General features: G+C 64.5%; 23 protein-coding genes and 2 tRNA genes. 16 read left to right on the forward strand and 9 right to left on the reverse strand.

Features of this window, described 5'->3' with window-relative positions; genetic code table 11:
- Window positions 1–195: 195 nt before the first annotated feature.
- Window positions 196–2,223 (reverse strand): threonine--tRNA ligase, encoded by a 2,028-nt coding sequence (gene thrS, locus DB459_RS18720; protein ID WP_253706765.1) that lies wholly within the window; start codon window positions 2,221–2,223, stop codon window positions 196–198.
- A gap of 185 nt (window positions 2,224–2,408) precedes the next feature.
- Here thrS and DB459_RS18725 point away from each other — a divergent pair, with 185 nt between their 5' ends.
- Complete coding sequence (locus DB459_RS18725; RefSeq protein ID WP_253706766.1) at window positions 2,409–3,590, forward strand: MFS transporter; 1,182 nt, start codon at window positions 2,409–2,411, stop codon at window positions 3,588–3,590.
- Here DB459_RS18725 and yidD read toward each other — a convergent pair.
- Entirely contained in the window at window positions 3,568–3,954 is a 387-nt protein-coding gene (gene yidD / locus DB459_RS18730; RefSeq protein ID WP_253706767.1) for a membrane protein insertion efficiency factor YidD, read from the reverse strand. The genes DB459_RS18725 and yidD overlap by 23 nt on opposite strands.
- A 320-nt stretch (window positions 3,955–4,274) precedes the next feature.
- On the opposite strand from yidD, the gene DB459_RS18735 reads away from it, so the two are divergent.
- Window positions 4,275–5,195 (forward strand): hypothetical protein, encoded by a 921-nt coding sequence (locus DB459_RS18735; RefSeq protein WP_253713628.1) that lies wholly within the window; start codon window positions 4,275–4,277, stop codon window positions 5,193–5,195.
- An 85-nt stretch (window positions 5,196–5,280) separates the two neighbouring features.
- Here the strand turns inward: DB459_RS18735 and DB459_RS18740 are convergent, their stop codons facing one another.
- Window positions 5,281–5,745, reverse strand: coding sequence for an iron-sulfur cluster assembly scaffold protein (locus DB459_RS18740; RefSeq protein ID WP_253706768.1), 465 nt, complete (start codon window positions 5,743–5,745; stop codon window positions 5,281–5,283).
- Window positions 5,746–6,038: 293 nt separating this feature from the next.
- Here DB459_RS18740 and folE point away from each other — a divergent pair, with 293 nt between their 5' ends.
- From folE to DB459_RS18760, 4 genes are all read left to right on the forward strand, one after another.
- Window positions 6,039–6,695 carry a GTP cyclohydrolase I FolE gene (gene folE / locus DB459_RS18745; RefSeq protein ID WP_253706769.1) on the forward strand — a complete coding sequence of 219 codons (657 nt, stop codon included), beginning with the start codon at window positions 6,039–6,041 and terminating at the stop codon, window positions 6,693–6,695.
- 291 nt (window positions 6,696–6,986) lie between these two features.
- The gene (hisI, locus tag DB459_RS18750) at window positions 6,987–7,418 is read left to right on the forward strand and encodes a phosphoribosyl-AMP cyclohydrolase (protein ID WP_253706770.1); all 432 of its coding nucleotides are present in this window, start codon (window positions 6,987–6,989) and stop codon (window positions 7,416–7,418) included.
- 59 nt (window positions 7,419–7,477) lie between these two features.
- On the forward strand, window positions 7,478–8,458 hold the full coding sequence (locus DB459_RS18755) for a lytic transglycosylase domain-containing protein (protein ID WP_253706771.1): 981 nt from the start codon (window positions 7,478–7,480) through the stop codon (window positions 8,456–8,458).
- 227 nt (window positions 8,459–8,685) lie between these two features.
- A complete protein-coding gene (locus tag DB459_RS18760) occupies window positions 8,686–9,852 on the forward strand; it encodes a DUF2336 domain-containing protein (RefSeq protein ID WP_253706772.1) in 1,167 nt (388 codons plus the stop codon).
- A 65-nt stretch (window positions 9,853–9,917) separates the two neighbouring features.
- On the opposite strand, the gene DB459_RS18765 is transcribed toward DB459_RS18760, so the two are convergent.
- From DB459_RS18765 to DB459_RS18775, 3 genes are all read right to left on the reverse strand, one after another.
- On the reverse strand, window positions 9,918–10,505 hold the full coding sequence (locus tag DB459_RS18765; RefSeq protein ID WP_253706773.1) for an Hpt domain-containing protein: 588 nt from the start codon (window positions 10,503–10,505) through the stop codon (window positions 9,918–9,920).
- A gap of 22 nt (window positions 10,506–10,527) precedes the next feature.
- Window positions 10,528–11,073: a response regulator gene (locus DB459_RS18770; protein ID WP_253706774.1), complete on the reverse strand. Its 546-nt coding sequence runs from the start codon at window positions 11,071–11,073 to the stop codon at window positions 10,528–10,530.
- A 167-nt stretch (window positions 11,074–11,240) separates the two neighbouring features.
- The gene (locus tag DB459_RS18775; protein WP_253706775.1) at window positions 11,241–12,026 is read right to left on the reverse strand and encodes an NAD kinase; all 786 of its coding nucleotides are present in this window, start codon (window positions 12,024–12,026) and stop codon (window positions 11,241–11,243) included.
- A gap of 339 nt (window positions 12,027–12,365) precedes the next feature.
- Between DB459_RS18775 and DB459_RS18780 the strand changes: the two genes are divergently transcribed.
- From DB459_RS18780 to DB459_RS18790, 3 genes are all read left to right on the forward strand, one after another.
- The gene (locus DB459_RS18780; RefSeq protein WP_253706776.1) at window positions 12,366–12,869 is read left to right on the forward strand and encodes a His-rich protein BRANT; all 504 of its coding nucleotides are present in this window, start codon (window positions 12,366–12,368) and stop codon (window positions 12,867–12,869) included.
- A gap of 300 nt (window positions 12,870–13,169) precedes the next feature.
- Window positions 13,170–13,586: a hypothetical protein gene (locus DB459_RS18785; protein WP_253706777.1), complete on the forward strand. Its 417-nt coding sequence runs from the start codon at window positions 13,170–13,172 to the stop codon at window positions 13,584–13,586.
- 214 nt (window positions 13,587–13,800) lie between these two features.
- Window positions 13,801–14,274, forward strand: a complete 474-nt coding sequence (locus DB459_RS18790; protein ID WP_253706778.1) for a TspO/MBR family protein — start codon at window positions 13,801–13,803, stop codon at window positions 14,272–14,274.
- A 127-nt stretch (window positions 14,275–14,401) separates the two neighbouring features.
- On the opposite strand, the gene DB459_RS18795 is transcribed toward DB459_RS18790, so the two are convergent.
- Window positions 14,402–15,592, reverse strand: coding sequence for a serine hydrolase (locus DB459_RS18795; RefSeq protein ID WP_253706779.1), 1,191 nt, complete (start codon window positions 15,590–15,592; stop codon window positions 14,402–14,404).
- A 576-nt stretch (window positions 15,593–16,168) separates the two neighbouring features.
- Here DB459_RS18795 and DB459_RS18800 point away from each other — a divergent pair.
- The 5 genes from DB459_RS18800 (at window position 16,169) to DB459_RS18815 (ending at window position 18,645) form a co-directional block, all read left to right on the forward strand.
- On the forward strand, window positions 16,169–16,387 hold the full coding sequence (locus DB459_RS18800) for a hypothetical protein (RefSeq protein ID WP_253706780.1): 219 nt from the start codon (window positions 16,169–16,171) through the stop codon (window positions 16,385–16,387).
- Window positions 16,388–16,615: 228 nt separating this feature from the next.
- The gene (locus DB459_RS27390; protein ID WP_256519210.1) at window positions 16,616–16,738 is read left to right on the forward strand and encodes a hypothetical protein; all 123 of its coding nucleotides are present in this window, start codon (window positions 16,616–16,618) and stop codon (window positions 16,736–16,738) included.
- Window positions 16,739–16,952: 214 nt separating this feature from the next.
- A tRNA-Thr gene (locus DB459_RS18805) sits at window positions 16,953–17,027 on the forward strand.
- A 571-nt stretch (window positions 17,028–17,598) separates the two neighbouring features.
- Window positions 17,599–18,027, forward strand: coding sequence for a hypothetical protein (locus DB459_RS18810; RefSeq protein WP_253706781.1), 429 nt, complete (start codon window positions 17,599–17,601; stop codon window positions 18,025–18,027).
- A gap of 99 nt (window positions 18,028–18,126) precedes the next feature.
- Entirely contained in the window at window positions 18,127–18,645 is a 519-nt protein-coding gene (locus DB459_RS18815) for a hypothetical protein (RefSeq protein ID WP_253706782.1), read from the forward strand.
- Between the two features lie 100 nt (window positions 18,646–18,745).
- Here the strand turns inward: DB459_RS18815 and rlmB are convergent, their stop codons facing one another.
- Window positions 18,746–19,561, reverse strand: coding sequence for a 23S rRNA (guanosine(2251)-2'-O)-methyltransferase RlmB (gene rlmB, locus DB459_RS18820; protein WP_253706783.1), 816 nt, complete (start codon window positions 19,559–19,561; stop codon window positions 18,746–18,748).
- Window positions 19,562–19,798: 237 nt separating this feature from the next.
- On the opposite strand from rlmB, the gene DB459_RS18825 reads away from it, so the two are divergent.
- Together DB459_RS18825 and DB459_RS18830 are read left to right on the forward strand one after the other, a co-directional pair.
- Window positions 19,799–19,884: transfer RNA gene (locus DB459_RS18825), tRNA-Tyr, on the forward strand.
- A 159-nt stretch (window positions 19,885–20,043) separates the two neighbouring features.
- Complete coding sequence (locus tag DB459_RS18830) at window positions 20,044–20,283, forward strand: hypothetical protein (protein ID WP_253706784.1); 240 nt, start codon at window positions 20,044–20,046, stop codon at window positions 20,281–20,283.
- Between the two features lie 414 nt (window positions 20,284–20,697).
- Here DB459_RS18830 and DB459_RS18835 read toward each other — a convergent pair whose 3' ends face one another.
- A complete protein-coding gene (locus DB459_RS18835; RefSeq protein ID WP_253706785.1) occupies window positions 20,698–20,958 on the reverse strand; it encodes a DUF3551 domain-containing protein in 261 nt (86 codons plus the stop codon).
- Window positions 20,959–21,076: the final 118 nt, after the last annotated feature.

Consider the following 21,076-nt stretch of genomic DNA (forward strand, 5'->3'; position numbering starts at 1 on the left):
GTTGGAAGTCCTCTACCCAGCCTGCTGGCGGCGAAGGGTTGGCGAAGCGGCCGATCGTTGGCATCCATACTACGGCATCAATGGAACAGCTATTGCCGCTCAATCCGGCGAACCGCCGTATACGGACCCTGTACGGCGGTGTGGGAGGGGGAGCCGCGAGGTTTCCCCCTATCCCGATTGCCGTTGGTGCCGAGATCAGTGGGCCGCGCGGGCGCGCTTGATGTCGGGCGGCGTCGCCTCATCGACCAGCGCCGCGATGGCCTCGTCCAGCGGCAGCACGGTCTGGCGTTCGCTGCCGAGCCGGCGCACCGAGACGGACCGGCCTTCCGCCTCCTTCTTGCCGACGACGAGCAGAGCAGGGATCTTCGCCAGAGAGTGCTCGCGGACCTTATAGTTGATCTTCTCGTTGCGCAGATCGATCTCGACCCTCAGTCCGGCGCGGCGCGCCGCCGCGGCGACCTGCTCGGCATAATGGTCGCCCTCCGAGGTGATGGTGGTCACCATGACCTGGGTTGGGGCCAGCCACAGCGGGAAATGACCGGCGAAGTGCTCGATCAGAATGCCGATGAAGCGCTCCATGGAGCCGCAGATCGCGCGGTGGACCATGACCGGCGGCTTCTTGGCGCCGTCGGCGTCGATATAGAAGGCGCCGAAGCGTTCAGGCAGGTTGAAGTCGACCTGGGTGGTGCCGCACTGCCAGTCGCGGCCGATGGCGTCGCGCAGCACATACTCGAACTTCGGACCGTAGAACGCGCCTTCGCCGGGGTTGATCTCGGTCTTGATCCGATGATTGTGGCCCTGCGTCTCGATCTCGCGCAGAACGGTCGCCATGACGCGTTCGGCGTGATCCCACAACTCATCGCTGCCGACACGTTTTTCTGGGCGTGTCGACAGTTTCACCGTCAGGTCTCCCTCGAAGCCGAAATCGGCATAGGTCGACAGGATCAGTTCGTTGATTTTCAGGCACTCGGCGGCGAGCTGATCTTCCGTGCAGAAGATATGGGCGTCGTCCTGGGTGAAGCCGCGCACGCGCATCAGGCCGTGCATGGCCCCCGACGGTTCGTAGCGGTGCACCACGCCGAACTCGGCGAGGCGCAGCGGCAGGTCGCGGTAGCTCTTCAGGCCGTGCTTGAAGAGCTGGACATGGCCGGGGCAGTTCATCGGCTTGAGCGCGAACCAGCGCTTGTCTTCGGCCTCGTCGCCGGCCGACTGCGCCGCGAACATGTTCTCGCGATACCAGTCCCAGTGCCCGGAGGTCTCCCACAGCACCTTGTCGAGGATTTGCGGCGCATTGACCTCGTCATACTCGCCGGACAGCCGGCGGCGCATATAGGCGACCACGGTCTGGAACAGCGTCCAGCCCTTGGCGTGCCAGAACACGACGCCCGGGCCTTCCTCCTGGAAATGAAACAGGTCGAGCTCGCGGCCAAGCCGACGATGGTCGCGCTTCTCGGCTTCCTCGAGCTGTTTCAGATAGGCGTCGAGCTCCTCCTGCCTGGCGAAGGCGGTGCCGTAGATGCGGGTCAACATCGGGTTCTTGGAATCGCCGCGCCAATAGGCGCCGGCCACCTTCATCAGCTTGAAGGCGTTGCCGATCTTGCCGGTGGAGGTCATGTGCGGACCACGGCAGAGGTCGAACCATTCGCCTTGCTTGTAGATCCGGATGGTCTGGTCTTCGGGGATGGCGTCGACCAGCTCGACCTTGAACAGTTCGCCTTTATCGCGGAAAACCTGCTTGGTCTCGTCGCGTGTCCAGATTTCCTTGGTGAACGGCGCATCGCGGGCGATGATCTCGCGCATCTTCTTTTCGATCGCGGCGAAATCCTCCGGCGTGAACGGTTCGTTGCGGAAGAAGTCGTAATAGAAGCCGTTCTCGATCACCGGGCCGATGGTGACCTGGGTGCCCGGCCACAGGCTCTGCACCGCCTCGGCCAGCACGTGGGCGGCGTCGTGGCGGATCAGCTCCAACGCCCGTGGATCCTCGCGCGAGACGAATTCGATCCGGGCGTCCTGCGTGATCGGGTCGTTGAGATCGGCGAGTTCGCCGTCGAGGGCCATCGCAACGGTGCGCTTCGCCAGCGAGGGCGAAATGGCCTTGGCGATCTCGAAGCCGGTCGTGTTCTTGGGATATTGGCGGGCGGCGCCGTCGGGAAAAGTCAGGGTGATCGGCTGCGATTCCACGGGGCGCAGATTGGCGAGGCCAAATACGAATTTCTCGGTCATCATCGTCTCCTGGGGCTCACTCCTGCGAACGAGCGCAGGTAAGCGGGAGGACAGCGATAGACCAGCCGCCGGCCCTTCCGCAACGCCAATGTTCCCGGTCCGGTCGCGTTCCCATGCGAAGGGCGCAGCACTCGGCATCCAAAAAAGTATATGCACATGCATGAAATCCGGGGTAGCATGTGCGGATGTCACGCTCCCTCGCGCCCACCGCCCTGATGCTGGGCAATGTCGTCACCGGTCTCGCCATCATGTCGCCGACGGGCATGCTCGGCGACCTCGCCAAAGGACTCGGCGTGTCCGTCTACCAGGCCGGGCTCCTGATCACCTTCGGGGCCGCGGTGCTGTGCGTCGGCTCGCCCATGATGACCTGGCTGACCAGCCGGATCGATCGCCGTCTGCTGCTCGCCGGAACGATGCTGGTCGTCGGCGTTTGTCACCTCGCGCTGATGGCCGCGCCGGATTACGCCGCGCTGCTGGCGGTGCGGCTCGTGATGCTCGCCATCGCAGCGTTGTTCACGCCGATCGCCGCGGGAACCGCATCGCAGATCGTGCCGGAGGCGCGCCGCGCCGGCACCATCGTCTATGTGTTTCTCGGCTGGTCGTTGGCCTTCGCCTTCGGCATGCCGGTGATCACTTTCACGGCCGCGCATGTCGGTTGGCGCGAGACGCTGGGCGGGATCGGCGCCCTGGCGCTGGTCGTGGCGGTGCTTATCGCGATCTTCCTGCCGAAGGGATTGGTGGGGGCGAGCGTCGATCTGCGCACCTGGCTGGCGCTGGCGCGCAATCGAATGGTGCTGCTGCTGCTTTCGATCACCACGCTGCAGATCGCCGGCCAGTTCGCCGTCTTCGCCTATCTCGCTCCGCTTCTGACGCGCATCGGCGGCGCCACGCCCGAGATCATCTCTCTGTCCTTCATGATCTATGGCGTGTGCGGGTTTCTCGGCAATCTGTTCGCCATGCGAATCGTCGGCCCGTTCGGTCCGTTCCGGACGTCGGTGTTCTTCATGATGTCGCTGCTCGCCGGCAGCATGTTGTGGACCCTGGGTGCGGGACTCGCGACCTTGTGGGTGCTGCTGGCGGCGAGCGTGCCCTGGGGCTTCGGCTTCGCCGCGATGAACTCGATGCAGCAGGCCCGCCTCGTCGCCGCGGCGCCGGCTTCGGCCAACGCTTCGGTCGCGCTCAACACGTCCGTTCTCTATGTCGGCCAGGCGATCGGCTCGGGCCTCGGCGGCGCGTTCTTCGCGCGCGAGCAGATCCATGGCAACGGTTATGCCGCCGTTGCATTCATCGCGCTGGCCCTCGTGGTGCTGTGGCGTACCCGCCCAGTGATCGCAGCAGCGACGGTCAGTGCCGCGCCGGCGGAGTGAGTGGAGGTGGTGCATTGACGCCGCGCCAGCGGCCATAGCGCCAGGGCATGTACCAGTGCGCTCCGGCCGGCAGTTCGTTGGCAACGTTGTCGATGCCGGACGTACCCCAGGGCTGGCAGCGCAGGAGGCGCGCCAGCGTCATCCAGCCGCCAGGCCACAGTCCGAAGCGCATGATCGCTTCTTCGCCGTAGGCCGAGCACGTCGGCAGATGCCGGCAATGGAAGCCGATCAGCGGTGACAGCGTAAATCGGTATCCGAGTATCAACGCGCGGCCAACGAGGCGCGGCAAGCGGACAAGGGTTGCAGCGAAGGCCGAACGGCGCGATCGATCGAGTGAAAAGTCCGACTTTTTGATTTCGATCATCATGTAAACGTGGGGTGCGGCGAGTGTGATGCATCCTGGTACGCAAGGTGTCGGGTCCTCAGCAGGGAACCGGGAGCTCTGATTGCAATCACATCACACCCGCAAAATATCACACGAAAATGGCTGCGCTGCACCAAAGTTGCGTGGACGCGACTTGTCCCTCTCGGGTACGATTTTTGCAACGATCGTGTGACGTGGATCGCTGACGTGATCCGGTTCGAGCCCGGGCGGGGTGGGGAAGGAACCAGAGCTTGTCGCTGACGAAGCAAGCCACCAACAGCCGGCGCGGCCTGGTAGGGATTGTTGCTGCCGCGCTCCTGATGTCGTTGCCAGGTGGATCCGTGTTCGGCGGGCGGGCGCTCGCCAGCGGCCCGCTGGAGGCGCGCAAGCAGCCCATGCAATTCGCCTGGCACGAGATCAAAAACGGGCAGCCGACGCCATGTGCTGCTGCGTGCCGGGGGGGTGTCACCGCGGTCGGCTCGATCACCGGTGACACGCCGGATGCGTTCGCCGAATTCGCCGATGGCCGTGATCTCAAGGGCGCGACCATCGTGCTCGACTCCAGCGGCGGCTCGGTTCTCGATGCCATCGATCTCGGGCGAAAGTGGCGCGAACTCGGCGTTCATACCACTGTCGGTATCCTTTCGAGCGATGCACAGGGTGCGACGCTCGTGCAGCCCGAGGCCTATTGCGAATCCATGTGCGTGTTCCTGCTGCTCGCCGGCAAGACGCGGAGCGTTCCTGACGGCGCCCATGTCCGGGTACATCAGATCTGGATGGGCGATCGCGCCGAGGATGCCACCGCGGCGAGCTATACGGCTCAGGACGTCATGATCATCGAGCGCGATGTCGGCCGGCTTGCCAAATATACCTTCGAGATGGGCGGCGGCGGCGATCTGCTGGGCCTGGCTCTGAGCGTGCCGCCATGGGAGCCGCTGCACGAACTGAGCTTTGCCGAACTGCGCCAGACCAATCTGGTCACAGATATGCTGATTGCCGACGGCAAGGGCGACAGCCAGGCCGCTGATATGACGGCGGCCACGCCGGTGCGTAGCGTTGACAAGCCGATCCAGGATCGGTTGGCGACCGCTGCGCTGCCGGAATCCTCGGTCAAGCCGGTCAGCGATACGTCGGCGTCCCATCTGCGGCAGCTCGCGGTCGAGAAGACGCCTCCGGGCGACAACGACAACGAGCCGGGGACGAAGTCGACCCGGACAGCGGAAGCCGGCTCGCATCAATAGAGCGTCTTTTTGCGAAATGGATTTCTGCCCGGCGCCAGAGCGCGCCCGGCGCCACCTGCATTTTGACATGGCCTGAAGTGTCCACTCAGCTTTGGGCTGGCGCCAGCTGCTCAGTCTTGCCCTTCTTCGCCTCGATCTGGTCGATTGCGTCGACTACCGCGTCGAAGGTCAGCAGGGTTGAGGCGTGGCGGGCCTTGTAATCGCGGACCGGCTCCAGCACGGCGATTTCGGCCCATTTGCCATCCGGCGGAGCTCCGTTTTCCTTGAGCATCCGTCGGACCGTATCGCGCAATTCGCGCAGCTCGGCCGCGCTCGATCCGACCACATGGCGGGCCATGATCGACGAGGACGCCTGGCCGAGGGCGCAGGCCTTGACCTCATGGGCGAAGTCGCTGACCACCGGGCCGTCCATCTTCAGGTCGACCTTCACGGTCGAGCCGCACAGCTTGGAATGGGCGGTGGCGGTGGCATCGGGGACCTGCAGCCGCCCGAGGCGCGGGATATTCCCGGCCAGTTCGATGATCTTCTTGTTGTAGACGTCGTTCAGCATGGTGGCCGGTCTTGGCTATCGGGGGCGGGTGACGCCCTTGGCGGCTCCCGGTCCCTGTCATATATCTACCCTTGACCATATATGGACGGGACCGCAGGAATAAACCCGCTGCTCCCGAAAGTCGTCGTTATCCCGGGTCGGACCGCTTGTGCGGTTGCGTCAGGGTAGGGCCGGACGGTCCGACGAACCATGGATCAGCCACCGATCGAGCATCGATCCGTGGTCGATCCCTGGGCCGCGATTGATCGAGTTCTCGACCGGTCGTGGTTCGGAGTGGTGGAACGGAGAGCTGAATGGACGCGATTATCAAGCAGCTGCGGACCCCGTCGGAGATCCCGGCTTCGGAATTCCAGGCTTCTGCCATTCAGGCCGACCTGCCACGCCCCTCGCGCGAGGAGGCCGAACTCGCGGTGAAGACGCTGCTTGCCTATATCGGCGAGAATCCTGCCCGCGAAGGCCTGCTCGACACCCCGCGTCGGGTGGTCGAGGCCTATGACGAACTGTTTCAGGGGTATCATCTCTGCCCCGCCGAGGTGTTGAACCGGACCTTCGGCGAGACTGCCGGATATGACGATTTCGTGCTGGTGCGGGACATCCCCTTCACCTCCCATTGCGAGCATCACGTGATGCCGTTCTACGGCAAGGCGCATGTCGCCTATACGCCCGTGGAGCGGGTGGTCGGCCTGTCCAAGCTTGCGCGTCTCGTTGATATCTTCGCCCATCGCTTGCAGACCCAGGAGCATCTCACCGCGCAGATCGCCGGTGCGATCGACACCGTGCTCAAGCCGCGCGGCGTGGCGGTGCTGGTCGAAGCAGAACACACCTGCATGTCGGTGCGCGGCGTCGCCAAGCATGGCGCCTCGACGCTGACGACGCGCTTTACCGGCGTGTTCCGCAATAATCCCGACGACCAGAATCGTTTCCTGAACCTGGTTCGCGACAAGCGCTAATGTGGTGGATCTGACGCTCGTTTCAGCATTGCAGCGAGCTCTTCATACGAGCGTCAGATCCAAAACCGCACTAGAATCATAATGCTAGTGTCCCTTTGTTTCCAACGTTCGTATGAGCGCCTGCTGGAAAGGAAACAAAAACCTAGAGCCGCCGCTCCGTTTCCATCGAAGTTCGTGGAAGCGGTCACCAGTTTCGGCGGCGCTGCGGCCGCTTCGCCATTCTTTTATTTCGCAGCCTTTTGCTTCGCAGCGTCGCGCAATCCGCGCCGCTGATGCCTTTGAGGGAGAGCCGTGAGCGCGACATCATCGGAGATCGAGGAAGGCCTGGTACTGCAGCCCAAGTTCGACGCGGCCGGTCTTCTGACTTGCGTCACCACCGACGCCGCCACCGGCGAGGTGCTGATGGTGGCGCACATGAATCGGGACGCCCTGGACAAGACCATCTCCAGCGGCGAGGCTTGGTATTACAGCCGGTCGCGCCAGGCTCTGTGGCGCAAGGGTGAAAGCTCCGGCCATGTACAGAAGGTCATCGAGATGCGGGTCGACTGCGACCAGGATGCGGTCTGGATCCGGGTGGAGCAGCACGGGGCGGCCTGTCACACCGGCCGCAGATCCTGCTTCTATCGCGCCGTGAGCCACCGCGATGGCGCGGACGGCGCCGCGCTGGCCTTCGTCAGCGCCGAGCGGCTGTTCGACCCGGCTCAGGTCTACCGCAAAGCCTGACGTTAACCCGCCGTTAACCATAATCCGCCACGGTTCCCGCTGGGAGCAGGGCACCATCAATGTCGGTCGACGGCAATAGCTTCGCGTCAGGCCTCGAGGCCGTGCGGGCGCAGATCACCGGGGCCATCAGGCAGGCGGCCAGTGCCACCGGCGCGAGCTTCGAGTATCTGCTCTCCGCCGCCAAGATGGAATCGAACCTGAATCCGTCCGCGTCGGCCTCGACGTCGTCGGCGCGCGGCCTTTACCAGTTCATCGAGCAAACCTGGCTCGGCACCGTGAAGGAGGCCGGCCCCTCACTCGGCTACGGCCAATATGCCGACGCCATCAGCAAGTCGGCCTCGGGCTTCTATTCTATTGCCGACCCCGGGGTGCGCCAGCAGATTCTCGCGCTCCGCGATGACCCGGTGGTGAGCTCGGCCATGGCCGGGGTGCTGACCCAGGCCAACAGCTTCAAGCTCACCGACATGATTGGTCGTCGTCCCTCCGACGGCGAGCTCTATATTGCTCATTTTATGGGCGTCGGCGGAGCCGCCAAGCTCATCACCAGTGCCGCGGACAATCCCCGCGCTTCGGCGGCCGCGATATTTCCCAGCGCCGCGGCGGCAAACCAGCCGATCTTCTACGATCGCAGCGGCGCGCCGCGCTCGGTCGGCGAGGTCTATTCCCTGCTGACCTCGCGCTATGAGGCGGCCGCGCAGTCGCAGTCGACCCGTACCGCCATCGCAAGCCTCGGTGCCAGTCCCGCCGCCGGACAGGGCGCAGGCAACCCTTCGCAGGCCGGTGTGGCGGACAACGCGTTCTTCCTTTCCGGTTTCCCGCAAGCGCAGCAGGCTTCGTCGGGGCGGACGGCCGAGCAGCCGTCCCAGGCGACCGCCTACGCCCCGACCTTCCGCTCGCTGTTCCAGGTCGGTGAGCGCAACGAGCCGGTGTCGCCCGCTGTCCGCGCGTTGTGGGGGAACGCTCCGTCCGCCCAGAACGGGCAGGCGGCGGCGCAGCCGCTCGACCTGTTCAGCGACCGTGCTGGAACCTTCAGCGGCTGATCGTCAAAATATTGGGAAAATGTGGTATTTCACGGCAGGTCGAGGGGGCTGCTGGCGTGATGCGCTGATCCCACACAGGCATTTTCAGCGGCGCCCGCTGGTTAATATAACATCAATTATAGCAGTTAGTTATGGTGAACGCTTTGTTAAGCGTCATGGTTTAATTTGTATGAGTGGCAGCCTTCTGGAGGTCTGCCGTCACAAGTTTGCGTAGGTCGGCTTAAAGCATGATCGTTCGGCAATTCATCAGTTGGGTACGGACCGCTCCCGCAGGGGAGCGGGCGGAGGCGACCCGGGCGCTGGCCCGCGCCTATCTGATCTCAGACCTGTCGGAGGACGATCGCGCCGCGGCCGAAGGTGCGCTCCTGATGCAACTCGACGATCCGTCGCCGCTGGTGCGCAGGGCCATGGCCGAGGTCTTCGCCGGCAGCATCGCGGCGCCGCCGGCGATCGTCCAGGCGTTGGCGCTGGATCAGGTGACCGTCGCGCTGCTGGTTCTGGAGTCCTCCCCGCTGCTCATCGACGCCGATTTGGTGGACCTCGTCGCCATCGGTGATCGTGACGTCCAGTGCGCCATCGCCCGCCGCGCCGCGCTGCCGGCGTCGATCTGCGCCGCGATCGCCGAGGTCGGTCACGCCGCCGCCGCGCTCGAACTCGTTGAAAACGCCACGGCGGCTCTTCCGGCTTTCTCGCTGGGGCGGATCGTCGAGCGCCACGGCCATCTCGCCGCGCTGCGCGAGGCGCTGCTTGCCCGCGAGGATCTGCCTTCGGCGCTGCGTCTGTCGCTGGTGGCGAAGCTGTCGGAGACGCTCGTGCAGTTCGTCGCCGGTCGCAACTGGCTCTCCGCCGATCGCGCCGCACGCCTGGCCACCGAGGCCGCCGAGCGCTCGACCGTCTCCATCGCTGCCGGGTCCCGCGGCGAAGATCTCGCGGCGCTGGTCGGCCACCTGCGCATCACCGGACAACTGACCGCCGGCCTGATCCTGCGGGCGCTGTTGTCGGGCAATGTCGATCTTTTCGAGGCCGCGGTTGTCGAACTCACCGGACTGCCGCCGCAACGCGTCGCGGGGCTGTCGCAGGACGGCGGCAGCGCCGCCGTCACCGCGCTGCTCAGCCGGGCGGGGTTGCCGGCTTCGACCTTTGCCGCCTTCCGCGCCGCGCTCGATGCGGTGCGCGAGATCGGCTTTGTCGGCAGCATCGAGGGGCGCGGCCGGTTGCACCGGCGCATGGTCGAACGTGTACTCACGGCCTGCGCCGACGATGCTGAGGCGACCGCACCGCTAATGGTGCTGCTCCGCCGCTTCTCGACGGAATCGGCCCGCGAGGAGGCGCGTCTGTTCTGTGATGAACTCGCCGCCGTCGACGACGATCCCTTCGCGCTGATCGCCGCCTGAGGCGGCTGTCCTGCATGCAATGATGTGTGGCGCGTGCCTCGCCGGAACGGGGCGGGCGGCGTCGCTCAGTCGCTTGGGACGATGCTTGGCGCGAGAATGGCTTCGAGGTGTTCGGGGCGGTCCTGATTGGCAGCTACCAGATACTTGTCGGCCATGGTGCGAAGCCTGCGGCTGAGTTCGCTCGCCACTCCCATACGGTCGATCCGGGCGTGCTCGCGCACGATCGCAAGGATCGACGAGACGTGGTTTTCGATCAGGTTCGGCGGCACCTTGGTGAGCTCCGGGGCGTGCTCGATCAGCCGGCAAAGGCTCTCGGCGGCCGCCGCGGCCATCGGATAACCGAATGTCGCGGCGTGGCCCTTGACGTCGTGGGCGGCGCGAAACAGTTCGTCGCGGGTCTTGGCGGTCACGCCATCGCGCACCAGTGCCGCATGCGAGGCGGCGAGGCGGTCGCATTCCACCGCCATCCAGCCCTTGAATTCGCTGGAAAGTTCGGCAAGCGCGCGCTCGGCGCGGGCGATCGGATCGTCATGCTCGCCGTCGTCGAGCGGGCGCAGCGCGTCGCGCAGCGGGTTCGGCTGGGTGATGATTTGATGCTGCGCATAGGTCTCGACCTTGATCTCGGCCGGCTTGGTCTTCCTGGTCCTCGCCATGGTGAAGTCCTCTGCTGACCGATCAGCTCGTCACCCGCGCCTTGTCGAGGAGCGCGGGCTGCTGGATGATCTCGGCCTTGCCGCTGCCGCGGCGTTCGGGGCCGATATAGGCCTGGGTGGTGTTGCGGCGCCGATCCGGGCCGAAATAATTCTTGGTGCGGATGAAGGGGCGCGGATGCGCCACCACGCTGAGGATGCGCTGATAGAGCGCCTTTGCGGAGATCGGCTTTGCCAGGAATTCCGTGACGCCGGCATCGCGCGCTACCATCACCCGGCGCTTCTCGGAATGTCCGGTGAGCATGATGATCGGCACGTAGGGATTGCCGATACCCTCGGGCTGGCGAATGATCTGGGTCAGCTCGAGGCCATCGAAGATCGGCATCGCCCAGTCGCAGATCAGGATGTCCGGCACCGAATGGCTGAACATCTCGAGGGCGGTGGCGCCGTCCTCGGCCTCATAGACTTCGCGGGCCCCGAAGGAGTGCAGCAGCGTGCGCAGGATGCGACGCATATGCGGGTTGTCGTCGCAGATCAGGAAGCGCAGCTTGTTGAAGTCGATGCGAAACATGGCGCGGCTCGCGGCGGCCCGGGACGGCAGATATACCCGACGTTAACTATAGGTGGCGGGGGCTTAACGATTGGTTGAGGGACCGCAGCCGTTGCAGCGGTCAATTCCCTTGCCGTACTGTCTTGCGGCGAGTCCGTATTCCGCCGGGCGCTCGCTTGTGCCCGGCCTCAATAGCTGAACTGCTCGCGTAGGATGCGTTCCTCGAGGCTGTGGCCGGGATCGAACAGCATGCGCATGGAAATGGTCCGGTCGGAGATGATCTCGACACGGCTGACATCGCGGGCCTCGTCGTGGTCGGCGACGGCAGCCACCGGGCGCTTGTCGGCTTCCAGGATCTCGATCACGACGAAGGCGGTGTTGGGCAACAGCGCGCCGCGCCAGCGCCGGGGACGGAAGGCGCTGATCGGGGTCAGCGCCAGCAGTTGGGCGTTGATCGGCAGGATAGGGCCCTGGGCCGAGAGGTTGTAGGCGGTGGAGCCGGCCGGGGTGGCCACCAGCACCCCGTCAGCCACCAGTTCGGGCATGCGCTCGTGCTCGTCGATCAGGATCCGCAGTCGGGCCGCCTGGTGGGTCTGTCGGAACAGCGCCACTTCGTTGATCGCATGATGAATGTGCACCCTGCCGTGAACGTCGGTGGCGCGCATCAGCAGCGGGTGGATCAGCGTTTCGCGGGCGGCGTCAAGTCGTGTGCCGAGATTGTGGGTCGAGAATTCATTCATCAGGAAGCCGACGGTGCCGCGATGCATGCCGTAGATCGGCTTGCCTGAGCGCATCTCGCGATGCAGCGTCTGCAGCATCAGGCCGTCGCCGCCCAAGGCGACCACCACATCGGATTCCGACACCGGATGATTGCCGTAGATTTCGCTGAGATGCACGAGTGCCTGCTGGGCCTCGTCGCTCTGGCTCGCCACGAAGGCGACCTTGGGATACTTGGTCGAGACCGAGACGGACATCGAGGTGACTTCGTGGCCCGAGGGACGAGTTGGCGTCGCCAAGGCGGCGGGCGCGCAGCCCCGACCCTCTATACGTCGGCTGCGGCGTTGTCGAGGCAGGCCGGGTGGCCAAAGCTGGTCCCGGTTTAAAGCCGGCCTGTCGGCGCCTGGACAGGCATCACTGCGGGGCCATGACATGCCGGCTCGCCGGCCGCCCAACATTGCCGAAACGTCATCCAGGTGAACGAACCCTGTCCGCACGCGTCAGGTCGGGTTCACCGCCAGCCCCCTAATCTCGATCCGACGATCACGAAGTCGACCATACCGGCCGCCGACGTGATCGAATGACAGGAGAATTCCATGCTCAAGAGTTTGTCTGCCGCCCTGGTCGCCACCTCGGTCATCGCCGCTCCGGCCTTCGCCGCCGAGACTTCGGTCAAGACCGAGAAGGCGCCGGCCGCGACGGTGACCCAGACCGCCGCGCCCAAGGCACACGATTCCAAGGCAGTCGATTCCAAGGCAGTGCCGGCCTTCGCCGCCGAGACTTCGGTCAAGACCGAGAAGGCGCCGGCCGCGACGGTGACCCAGACCGCCGCGCCCAAGGCACACGATTCCAAGGCAGTCGATTCCAAGGCAGTGCCGGCCTTCGCCGCCGAGACTTCGGTCAAGACCGAGAAGGCGCCGGCCGCGACGGTGACCCAGACCGCCGCGCCCAAGGCGCTCGATTCCAAGGCACTCGATTCCAAGGCGAGCATGGAGAAGCCCACCGTGACCAAGGGCGATGCGACCAAGGCCTCCGGGATCAAGGCAAACGAGGAGACCAAGTCCATCGGCACGAAGGCCAATGAGACCAAAGGGCACTGAGGCCCCCAGCCATCGACACGACGGTGGCCTTTCAGGCGTCATACCGACGCTACGCGTCGCCTTCACGGCATCGGCCAAGACCGTCGCCCCCAAGGTCAAAGGCTGAACGCTGCGGCTTAGTGTCCCGGTTCTGACGTTTTGGAAACGGGACGCCAGCGCCGCACGAAGAGCCCCGGCTGCCCGCCGGGGCTTTTTGCGTGGTGTCTCGGGTCTTCCGCTCGCGCCGCGACTTGCCTAAAAACCATGGTGCGAGACAGATGGGTCGAGGCGGCACAGGAAAGGCGTGGGCGACGGATGCGGATGGGGCGGACGATCCTGGCTGGAGCGGGGATGCTGATGCTGGTCGGCTGCGCCGGCATGGGGGGAGGCGACGAGGCCACGTCCTACATGACGGACAGCTCTCTGGCGGTGCAGCCGTTTCCCGCCAATTACCGCGCCGATCTTCTCGCCTTCATGCGCACCTACCTCAACAATCCGCGTGGTATCCGTAATGCCGTGATCGCCGAGCCGGTTCAGCGCAACATCGGCGGGCGGACGCGCTACGTCGCCTGCCTGCGTTATACGGCGACTGACGAAGGCGATCGCTACGACGGCAGCGAGGATCGTGCGGCGCTGTTCCTCGACGGCCGGCTCGATCGTTTGATCCCGAGGGCGAAGGAGCTGTGCGGCAGCGTCGCCTATATGCCGTTTCCGGAATTGGAAAAGCTGACGCGATAGCGCACGACGAGTCCAGGTTGCAAATCCGCCGCATTCCGCTGGTGAGCATACGGCGGATGCGATTCCGGGGCATCGTCCAGGGGCTGATTCTGTTTGCGCCGGGCCGGAACCTCACGGGCCGGTCGCGGTTTGTTGCCCGTCCAGCCAAATAATTTGCACTCGGGGTCGTTCATTGAAGCATTTTTCCGGACCAGCCCCACATGCTGATACCGACATGTTGAAATCGATCGGGCGCCTGGCCTTGTGTCTGGCGCTATGCCTGGGCATCGGCGTGACGGCCGGCCTGGCCACAATGCCGGAGATCCCGACCTGGTATGCGAGCCTCGCCAAGCCGGCGTGGACGCCGCCGCGCGCGATGTTTGCGCCGGTCTGGAGCTTTCTCTACATGCTGATGGCGGTGTCGCTGTGGCGGCTGTGGGACCGCACGATACCGTCGCCGGCGCGGCGAGAGGCGCTCATTTTTTTCTTCACTCAACTCGCGCTCAATGCGGTCTGGTCGCCGGTGTTCTTCGTGCTGCACGATACGCTGATTGCACTCGGGATCATTATCGCTCTGGTTGTGGTGATCATCGGTACTATCGTGACCAGCGGCCGGGTCGATCGCGGCGCGGCCTGGCTGCTCATGCCCTATCTCGGCTGGGTCGCCTATGCGACGACGCTCAACGCCGGCATCGTGGCGATGAATTAGCGCGGCGTTTCGCAATTGCCTATGCCCTTTGCGGCAGGCCCCTGCAGGCAGTTGCGAGATATCAGCCGTCGAGATGCCCGCCGGGCTGGCTCGTCGCGCGCGGCAGCCCCGCGGGTGTCGCTTCGCGTCAGAATCGTGCCCGGGCGATCGCAGCGAAGGTATCGATCCACAGCTTCACCGCCTCGGGATCCAGCGGGGTGTGGTCCGAGCCGAGGCGGATCATCACCGTTTCGCTCGGCGGGTCGATATAGATCCACTGGCCGTGGATGCCGAGGGCCGCGAGCACGCCCCGTTCCGGATCGATGGCGTACCATTTGCTACGGTAATGTGCCTTGGGAAACAGCGGGGCGAATTCGCCTCGCGCCCAGGCCTCGCGGCTGCCGTTGCCGGCGATGTCGTCGATCCACCAGCCTGGCACCACCTGGCGGCCCTCTGCGATGCCACGTCGGCGCATCATCTCGCCGAAGCGGGCGAGGTCGCGCGGTGCAACGCAGATGCCGCCGGCCGCTCGCATCGCGCCGTGGGCATCGACAGTGATATAGGCGTCGGTTTCGGCGCCGAGCGGCTGCCAGAGTTCTTCGCTGATCAGTTCGGCGAGAGGACGATCGCTGGCGCGTTCGTAAAGCCAGCCAAGGACGTCAGTGTTGGTCGAGACATAATGGAATGTCTGGCCGTGGGGTGTTCCGTCGGGGCGCTGCTGGGCCAGAAAACTGCGGAGGTCGATCGGCGTCTGGCCGGGCAGCAGCGGGTCCCAGCCGACGGCACGGCGGTAGCGGATCACGTCGCCATCTGGATCCTCGTAGTCCTCGGTGAAGGAAATGCCGACGGTCATGTCGAGCAGGTGGCGGACCGTGCAGGTGGCATAGGCCGAGGATTTCAGCTCGGGCAGGGTCTCGGCCACCGGCCGGTCGGGATCGATCAGGCCACGGTCGGCGAGAATGCCGCCGAGGGCGCCGCACATCGACTTGCTCACGGAGAAGATGATGTGCTGCTGGGTCGCGTCCATGCCGTTGCCGTACCACTCGTGGACGAGGCGTCCGCGCCGCAGCACCACCAGCGCATCGGTACTGCTCGCGTGCAGCACGCCATCGAGAGTGGTGACCTTGCCCTCGCTTCGCTTGATCGCGATAGCGCCGAGGTCATGCAGGTCGAGTTTGAGCGGAGAAGCATGTTCGGAGGCGGCGATGGTGGCGCTCGGCACCAGGCGACGGACGTTGCGATAGCTCCAGGTGGTGGAAGGATAAGTGCGCCAGTTGGCGAGCGTCACGAGGTGCTGGGCCGGTGGGGGAAAACCGGTCATCATGCGAGGAGCGTTCATTGCAAAGTCCTGTTGGCGGGATCCGGCTAGTGTCCCGGTTCTAACGTTCGTATCACTTTGCAGCGAGCGCTCGTACGAACGTTAGAACCAAAGGGACACTAGTGCGGCGTCTCGCAATTGCCTATGCCCTTCGCGGCAAGCCCCTGTAGGCAATTGCGAGACATAAGCCACACTAGCGCTTTGATTTTTCTAGTGTCCTTATGTCTCCGAATGACCGTGCGAGCATGAGGCAAATGGAGCGGTAATTCGGAGACAGGACACTAGTTCCGGGCCAAGTTTGTTCGTGAATCGGCGATGACGACTTCGCCGCGATGCGATCACATTTGCGGCGAATGGGGCGGCTCGCAAGCTGCATGCAGCAGACCTTGCGGAAATATTTCGACTACTGCTCCGCAGCAATGCGGCGAAGTCGCGTCGCGTTGATTGTTCGATGTGTCTTCGCGTCGCGTGGATCACGTCGAATTGCAATCCTTCGAGCATACGTGACGAATGGTCACGACGATGTAACTCGCCGGACTCACATTGGTCACGTTCATCGTGCACTGAAGCGCCACCATTTACTTGATGGAGGTGTGCATGACTCGACTGGCTTATAACGAATTCGATGCGGAGTTCGTGTCGACGCTGAGAGCCGTGCTCGACGAAGCCGTCAAGCGCATATCCGAGGAGAACCGCACGCCGGCCACCAAGGCCAAGATGGCCGAGCGCATCGTGCGACGCGCCGCTGCGGGCGTCACCGACGCCGGTGTCCTCATCACCGAGGCGGTGGAGGAGGGACGTGTTCCGGCGGCCTGAAGGCGATGCGATCGTTCCACTTTTTTCGCCGACAGTTTCTCTGTGGTATTCATTCGCCTGGCCCCGGCTCGTCCGGGGCCTTCCAGTTTTTGGTGCGCAACGACGATCGTCGCGACGATGCCGAAGGGGGAATCGGCGCGCTTGGACTCCGTTCGGTCAGTTCGGCAAGGGGATCGAGGAGAAAGAATCCACAAGACTCCGGCGCAGGGCCGGAGTCAGACTTTAACCATGGTCTATGCGATTCTCAGATCGACTTACGACGAGACCGTACTGCAAGCGACCTTGGCGCTGGGGCTGCTGTCGGCCTGCGCAGTGAATGCATGCTTGCTGCTGCGCTGCCTGCAGCTCTAGCGTCCTGTTTCCAACGTTCGTATCCCATTGCAGCAGGCGCTCATACGAACGTTGGAAACAACACTAGTGTCCCGGAAGATGCGACAACCGACTCACGAACTTCGGAAACAAAGGTACCAGCGCAAGCGGGGCACGAGTCCTCGGCACCCCTCTGGTTCCGCTCCGACGCCGAATTGACGGTTTTCCCAGCCGCTGCTAGCTGTGCCGGCTGGGCGCCGGCTTAGCTCAGCGGTAGAGCAGCGGTTTTGTAAACCGAAGGTCGGGGGTTCAATCCCCTCAGCCGGCACCAGCGAAATCAATGGCTTAGCTGTAGTTGGCGCCGATTTTCCCAGCCGCGCCGGCTACGTCGCCGGCGAGAATGCCGGCGGCCTGCCGCCCTGGCCTCTACTGTCGCTCTATCATGTTCCGGAGAATGATGTCGGAGAGTCGCACGACGAGCTCTCTCAGCCGGGCATTTTCAGCGAGAAGTGATTGCACGTCCGACCGCTCACGCAGTACTGGCGGTCGCTCCAATTCCAGATGTGCCTTGTGAGGCGGGGGAAGCCCAATACCCATGGCCGATCCATCCGAAGTCGCCAAGCCCCCCATGCCTAGTTTTGAAGCTAACCGATTCGCGGACGCCTAGAAAGTGGATGCGAGTACAACCGTCGGTTCCGTCCGGGTTCCCGCCGCGGCTGGGCGGCATGGGGTGGACCTCGTCATAGCGCGACGGTGTCATCGCGGGCTCCGCGTTACGTCTTCTTCACCATGTTGGTTCCGGCGTAACGACGACGTTAGCCTTACCGACAGATCGAGTGCGGCTCTTAACCCGTGCGGGCGCGGCCTGTCCTAAAATAGTCGCGAGTTTACGGAGCCGCGCCATGCGCATCGCGTTCGCCGCCGCCATCTTGATTGGAACCAGCGTGTCGGCCGCTGCCGACACCAGCCCTGTCATCGCCGTTCCCGGCCGGGCCGGAGTGCCGGTGATCATCAATGGCCGGGATGCCTCCTGGGCCGTGGTCGAGGGTGACTATGGTCTGGCTAATCGCATCCATGTCCAGCCGACGGTGATCGGCGGTTGGGACGTCTACGTCGGCAAGGAGGTCGGCCATTACTATCCGACCGCCGGACGTCTGCCCGGCTACGGCCGCCTCGAGGTCGACCAACCCCGCCGGCCGCGGCCTGCCGAGACCTATCAACAGTCCTGGGGCACCCAGTCGCCGCCGGCCCAGTTCTCGCCGCCGGTGGATGCGCCACCGGTCATCCTGGCGCCCAATATCGGGCCCGGCCCGGTGCCGTCCCGTCCGTAGTGCCGGTTTTCCCGCTGCACGGAGCGCGGGCCGCGTGATCGCGAGCCAAGGTCAGCGTAAGTTGAACCAAGAGGAACGATGCGCACAGGAGAGAGCGTAATGCGTAAATGGATGACGGGGATCGCCGCCGCGGCGGTGCTGACGACAGCCGGTGTGGCACCGGCCGTGGCCTGCGGCTGGGACGTCAGTCCGTGCTCCGGCGGCCTTTTGACCGGCTATGCAGTTGCGCCTGCCGGGCCGTGGGCGTGGGATCGCGTGCCGGACCCGCAGGGGCCGCGCTATTACTACGTCAACCAGGGACCTTATTATTCCGGTCCGGCGGCGTTCGCTCCGGTGCCGACCTATCAGGAGCGCGCGGTCTCGGGCTGGCCCAATTACGAGCGCGGCTTCTATTACGGCTATAATGGCGGGCCCTATGGCGACGCCATGACGCATTACTATGACGGCATGCCGGCGGTCCGGGGACCGATGGTCTACCGCTACGCGCCACGCGTGCAGGGCTACGGCCCGGGGATCTACCGCTACCGCCACAGCAGTTTGCGCTACGGCGACCGCACCCATCGCGCGGTGCGCTACGGCTATGCGCCGCGCCGCCTGCCGCATCACTCGCACGACTGATCGATCAGCCGACCCAGGCGGTCGAGAGGAAAAACGCCCGCCGCATCGCGATCGGCATTGTCGTTTTCCGTTCCAGCGTGGCGCAAAGCCGCTGAGGCGATCAGCTCATCAGCCCGAGCCGTGATGCACCGATATAGAGCGCCAGCACCGCGGCGTTCGAGACGTTGAGGCTCTTGATTGCGCCCGGCATATCGAGACGTGCCACCAGCCGGCAGGTCTCTCGCGTCAGCTGGCGCAGGCCCTTGCCCTCGGCGCCGAGCACCAGTGCGAGCGGCGCCTCGAGCTTGACCGCGGCAAGATTGTCGGCGCCGGCGCTGTCGAGGCCCACGGTCATGAAGCCGTGCTCGTTGAGCTCGGTGAGGGTGCGGGCGAGGTTCTGCACGGTGATGAAGGGCACGAGTTCAAGCGCGCCGGAGGCGGATTTCGCTAGCACGCCGGTGGCCTCGGGACTGTGCCGTGCCGTGGTGATGATGGCGCTGACGCCGAAAGCCGCAGCCGAGCGCATGATGGCGCCGACGTTATGCGGATCGGTGATCTGGTCGAGCACCAAGACGATGCCGCGACGATCGAGCGTATCGAGGGCCGGCGAGGGCAGGGGATCGGCCTCGGCATAGAGGCCCTGGTGGACCGCATCCGGGCCGAGGCGCTGGTCGATGGCGGCAGGGCGCACCAGTTCCGGCGTCACGGGGGGGAGGATCTTCTCTTCCGCGAGCCGGCGGGCGGCATTCTCGGTCAGCAACAGGCGGCGGATGACCCGCTTCGGATTGGCGAGGGCCGCGGTCACCGTGTGCCAGCCGTAAAGAATAACCGGAGCCTCAAGGCGGTTCTCGCGGGCCCGCCGGTCCGGCCGGCCGGGGCGGCCCGACTGGCCGCGGGTGTGGGGCCGCGGGCGCGGCCGGGAGTCGTGTTCGCTCATGCCGGCTTGTCTCACGCTTGCAAAAGCTTGGCAATTTGCCGGTGGAGGGGTGGGGGCGCGGATGCGACAAGTCTGCGAATTAAATGCTTCGGTTGGTTGACTTTACCGCGCCCGATCCCCCATAAACGCGCCGACCCGCGGACCCTGCGGACGATCTGGCCGGGGTCCGTTTTCGACCGTCAGCGCTGGCCGGTTTCGCGCCCCGTTTTGGGCGCAAACGGCGGCGCCGGTGCGAGCGGGGGAGTGTCCCGAGCGGCAAAGGGAGCTGACTGTAAATCAGCCGTCTTACGACTTCGCAGGTTCGAGTCCTGCCTCCCCCACCATCCATTTCGAAACGCCCGGGCCGCACGGTTCCGGGCGTTTTTTCATGGTCCTCCTCTTTTCCTCGTTTTCCCGTCGGCCTTCGACCAAAGCCGGCTTGGCATATTGTTCTCTTTTTGTTCTTATCGGTTTGCCGATTAGATCAAGCACGGAGCCCCGCCATGTCCCGCCGGTCCCAGCATGTGTCATCCTTGCCTGAGGTTGAGCGGGAGGAGCTGCTGGCGGAGCTCGGCGCCGCACGGCGCCTTGCCGTCAGGTTCGGCGGCCGGCCGGGCGGGCCCAATTACGATGTGCTGCATGCGGTGGTCGAGGCGATCGATGCCGTCGCCGCCCATCTCGCCGGCGACGCCCAGTATTTCTGGGCGAAGCGGACCAGCGTGCCGCCGCAAGGGGGATGCTAGTGTGGCGTCTCGCAATTGCCTACCGCCTTTGCGGCCAGTCTCTCGTAGGCAATTGCGAGACATGAGCCACACTAGCTTTTTGATTTTGCTAGTGTCCCGATGTCTCCGAATTACCGTGCGTGGGTGAGGCAAATGGAGCGGTAATTCGGAGACGGGACACTAGTGTTCCTGATCTAACGTTCGTGCCCCTTTGCCGCGAGCACTCATACGAACGTTAGAACCAAAGGGACACCAGTAAAGTCATGGTTCTATTGCGGTTTTTGATCTGATGCGCGTACGTCGAATTCGCTGCAATGCTGATACGAGCGTCAGATCCAAAACCACACTAGAATCATAATGATGCTAGTGTCCCCTTGTTTCCAGCGTTCGTATGAGCGCCTGCTGCAATGGGATACGAACGTTGGAAACAGGACACTAGTAAGGGTAGTAATGGCGATGCGGCCGGCGGTAGCGGCGCGGCGCCTCGCCATAATAGGCGAAGGGATTGCGCACGCATTCGCCGCGCAACCCGCTGATCGCTGCGCGGCACTGGCCATAGGTGTAATACATGCAGTCGTCGGCCCAGCCATTGACCGATGTTCGGGCGCACCAGGTGATCGGTGGCGCGGCCGTGGCCGGCGTGATGACGGCAGAGCTGGCGGCGAGGACGGCAGTGAGGGCGAACGCGCGCATCATGGCAATTGCTCCCGGACGACGGCTCGATCTGATATCAACACCATAGCACGGTCCGAATTCCGCTGGTTGTCACCGGTTCCGCCGGAGCCCGAAACCAAACTCCGCGCTTCCGCTCGGT

Source organism: Bradyrhizobium sp. WD16 (genome assembly GCF_024181725.1).
GTDB lineage: Bacteria > Pseudomonadota > Alphaproteobacteria > Rhizobiales > Xanthobacteraceae > Bradyrhizobium_A.